Source organism: Rhizobium sp. 2YAF20 (assembly GCF_052114685.1).
Taxonomy (GTDB): Bacteria; Pseudomonadota; Alphaproteobacteria; order Rhizobiales; family Rhizobiaceae; genus Rhizobium.
The window spans coordinates 1-553 of sequence record NZ_JBFRFF010000140.1; the positions used below are offsets into that span (position 1 = coordinate 1).

The following is a 553-nucleotide window of genomic DNA, read 5'->3' on the forward strand; positions in this document are numbered from 1 at the left end:
GCCGTGTTTGGTTCCGCAGCCGGCATCGGGCGACTGATCGCCTGAGCCTCCTCGATATATCGATAGGCCTGACGTCGAGACAGTGCAAATTGGCGCGACAACGACATGGCAGCCTCCGTCACACTCAGCCCACGCGCGAGTAACCCATGGGCAGCGTTGATCCGTTCGGTCTTCTGCAGTTCGGTCGAGCGCGACATTTGACATATATATATTACCTTTTAAGACGCAAATCAAGTAAAGAACGAGAACAATCAAGCCCAATCACTCGATCAAACTCGAAGTTACCTTTTGCGTTCGGGGCGACCTGTCGCCGTTTCTGGCCAATGTCCTGCTTGATGAGGTGGACAAGGAACTTGAACGCCGCGGGCATTGCTTCGCACGCTACGCCGACGACCTGAACGTTTACGTTCGCAGTCGCCGGGCTGGTGAGCGGGTGATGCGTTTGCTCAGGCGGCTTTATGGCCGATTGCATCTGACGGTCAATGAGACCAAAAGTGCCGTCGCCAGCGTCTTTGGTCGCAAATTCCTGGGCTACACACTTTGGGTGGCTCCG

The 553-nt window shown here is 55.7% G+C and carries 2 pseudogenes; one reads left to right on the forward strand and one right to left on the reverse strand.

Going from position 1 to position 553, the window contains the following annotated elements:
* Positions 1–197, reverse strand: a pseudogene (locus tag AB4Z52_RS36305) (ribbon-helix-helix protein, CopG family); the annotation flags it as partial.
* Positions 198–298: 101 nt separating this feature from the next.
* Here AB4Z52_RS36305 and AB4Z52_RS36310 point away from each other — a divergent pair.
* Positions 299–553, forward strand: a pseudogene (locus AB4Z52_RS36310) (reverse transcriptase domain-containing protein); the annotation flags it as partial.